Here is a 305-nt window from a genome sequence, read left to right as displayed (position 1 = left end):
AGACATAAGATGCACATAGTGCAAAAAATTAAACATGAGACGCCAAATACGTTGAGTTTTTTTGTCATTTAATCTGTACAGAGAAGATAAATAAATAGCTTCAGTTTCATGATAAGGGGGCTGGCGAAGGGTGTCAAGTAAGTTTTTTCGTTTCTATTTCCAATAAAAGTTTGTATGCAATAACACAGAAGCATGCACTGCTATTCCTTCATTTCTTCCAATATAACCTAATTTCTCTGCAGTGGTTGCTTTGATATTTACAAATTCATCATCAATTTCTAATGCTTTTGATATGAATTTCTTCA

General features: G+C 32.5%; 1 protein-coding gene. It reads right to left on the bottom strand.

The features are described from left to right. Positions 1-153: 153 nt before the first annotated feature. Positions 154-305, bottom strand: a 152-nt coding sequence (locus BA053_RS07060; RefSeq protein WP_167347188.1) for a 2-C-methyl-D-erythritol 2,4-cyclodiphosphate synthase, incomplete at its 5' end; no start/stop codon positions are given.

The organism is Wolbachia endosymbiont of Nomada ferruginata (genome assembly GCF_001675785.1).
GTDB classification, from domain to species: Bacteria; Pseudomonadota; Alphaproteobacteria; order Rickettsiales; family Anaplasmataceae; genus Wolbachia; species Wolbachia pipientis.
This window is presented reverse-complemented; position numbering and strand designations above follow the sequence as displayed.